This is a genomic window from Tenacibaculum bernardetii, from assembly GCF_029125915.1.
GTDB lineage: Bacteria > Bacteroidota > Bacteroidia > Flavobacteriales > Flavobacteriaceae > Polaribacter > Polaribacter bernardetii.
In genome coordinates this window covers 2,501-5,300 of record NZ_JAQJCU010000028.1, presented here as the reverse complement: position 1 = coordinate 5,300, position 2,800 = coordinate 2,501, and the positions used below count along the sequence as shown (strand labels likewise).

General features: G+C 47.3%; 2 rRNA genes (1 of these 2 only partly in view). Both read right to left on the bottom strand.

The features are described 5' to 3' along the window. Positions 1-37 precede the first annotated feature (37 nt). A 5S ribosomal RNA gene (gene rrf, locus P2G10_RS12640) occupies positions 38-146 on the bottom strand. Positions 147-245: 99 nt separating this feature from the next. Beyond that, positions 246-2,800 (bottom strand): 23S ribosomal RNA (locus P2G10_RS12635); it runs 330 nt beyond the window's last position.

Here is a 2,800-nt window from a genome sequence, read left to right as displayed (position 1 = left end):
AAAAAAAACCTCAATCTATAAAGATTGAGGTTTAAAAGAAAGGCAACGACCTACTCTCCCACCATTGGCAGTACCATCGGCGCAAATGGGCTTAACTTCTCTGTTCGGGATGGAAAGAGGTGAGCCCCATTGCGATAATCACCTTAAATCGTTCAGTATATTGCAACTGTATAAGTTAACATATTAGTAAAATCATATCGTAAATTATCAAAAGAGTTTGCGTCCCGACCCGAAAGTCGGGAACTATACATAAGCCTATGGGTTATTAGTAATACTCGGCTATGACATTACTGCCTTTACACCTGTATCCTATCAACGTGGTAATCTTCCACGACCCTTTAAAGAAATCTCATCTTGTGGTGGGTTTCGCGCTTATATGCTTTCAGCGCTTATCCCTTCCCAACGTAGCTACTCTGCAGTGCTCCTGGCGGAACAACAGATACACCAGAGGTTAGTTCAACTCGGTCCTCTCGTACTAAAGTCAAATCCACTCAAATTTCTAACGCCCACAGCAGATAGAGACCGAACTGTCTCACGACGTTCTGAACCCAGCTCGCGTGCCACTTTAATGGGCGAACAGCCCAACCCTTGGGACCTTCTCCAGCCCCAGGATGTGACGAGCCGACATCGAGGTGCCAAACCCCCCCGTCGATGTGAGCTCTTGGGGGAGATCAGCCTGTTATCCCCGGAGTACCTTTTATCCTTTGAGCGATGGCCCTTCCATGCGGAACCACCGGATCACTATGCTCTACTTTCGTACCTGATCGACCTGTATGTCTCTCAGTCAAGCTCCCTTATGCCATTGCACTCTACGCACGGTTACCAAACGTGCTGAGGGAACCTTTAGAAGCCTCCGTTACTCTTTTGGAGGCGACCACCCCAGTCAAACTACCCACCACGCACTGTTCTCATTGCTGAGTTAGACTCTAGATAAGCAAAGGGTGGTATTTCAAGGACAACTCCACAACGCCTAGCGACGCCGCTTCATAGTCTCCCACCTATCCTACACATTACTTATCCAAAACCAATACGAAGCTATAGTAAAGGTTCACGGGGTCTTTTCGTCCCGCTGCGGGTAATCGGCATCTTCACCGATACTACAATTTCACCGAGCTCATGGCTGAGACAGTGTCCAGATCGTTGCACCATTCGTGCAGGTCGGAACTTACCCGACAAGGAATTTCGCTACCTTAGGACCGTTATAGTTACGGCCGCCGTTTACTGGGGCTTCATTTCATTGCTTCGCCAAAGGCTAACAACTCCACTTAACCTTCCAGCACCGGGCAGGTGTCAGGCCTTATACATCATCTTTCAATTTAGCAAAGCCCTGTGTTTTTGATAAACAGTCGCCTGGACCTTTTCACTGCGGCCCATCCGAAGATGGGCGACCCTTCTCCCGAAGTTACGGGTCGATTTTGCCTAGTTCCTTAGCCATGAATCACTCGAGCACCTTAGAATTCTCATCCCAACTACCTGTGTCGGTTTACGGTACGGGTTCTTATAATCTGAAGCTTAGAGGTTTTTCTTGGAAGCTTTTAGGCACACTATCAACGCATCCGAAGATTTGTTGTACTATCACACTTCAGCTAGATCTGCGGATTTACCTACAGTCCTAATACCTACATGTTTCAACGAACTATTCCGTCAGTTCGCGGTGCTTTCAATACTCCGTCACCCCATCGCAATTATAAGAAGTACAGGAATATTAACCTGTTATCCATCGACTACTCCCTTCGGATTCGCCTTAGGACCCGACTAACCCTCAGCTGATTAGCATCGCTGAGGAAACCTTAGTCTTTCGGTGAGGGGGTTTCTCGCCCCCTTTATCGTTACTTATGCCTACATTTTCTTTTCTATCCGCTCCAGCATACCTTACAGTACACCTTCGGCGCAAATAGAATGCTCCCCTACCACTTACGTGTCTTTCAACGTAAATCCATAGCTTCGGTAATATGTTTATGCCCGATTATTATCCATGCAAAACCGCTCGACTAGTGAGCTGTTACGCACTCTTTAAATGAATGGCTGCTTCCAAGCCAACATCCTAGCTGTCTAAGCAGTTTCACCTCGTTAGTTCAACTTAACATATATTTGGGGACCTTAGCTGATGGTCTGGGTTCTTTCCCTCTCGGACATGGACCTTAGCACCCATGCCCTCACTGCTGAGTAACATTTTATAGCATTCGGAGTTTGTCAGGAATTGGTAGGCGGTGAAGCCCCCGCATCCAATCAGTAGCTCTACCTCTATAAAATTTTCGCTCAACGCTGCACCTAAATGCATTTCGGGGAGTACGAGCTATTTCCGAGTTTGATTGGCCTTTCACCCCTACCCACAGGTCATCCAAAGACTTTTCAACGTCAACTGGTTCGGTCCTCCACTGTATGTTACTACAGCTTCAACCTGCCCATGGGTAGATCACTCGGTTTCGCGTCTACTACTACTAACTATGGTCGCCCTATTCAGACTCGCTTTCGCTTCGGCTCCGGACCTTAAATCCTTAACCTTGCTAGTAACAGTAACTCGTAGGCTCATTATGCAAAAGGCACGCCGTCACACAGTAAATGTGCTCCGACCGCTTGTAGGCGTACGGTTTCAGGTTCTATTTCACTCCCTTACTTAGGGTTCTTTTCACCTTTCCCTCACGGTACTAGTTCACTATCGGTCTTTCAGGAGTATTTAGCCTTACCGGATGGTCCCGGTGGATTCATACAGGATTACTCGTGTCCCGCACTACTCAGGGTACTGCTATATCTTCTTCGCTTACCTATACGAGACTATCACTCTCTTCGGTTTGTCTTT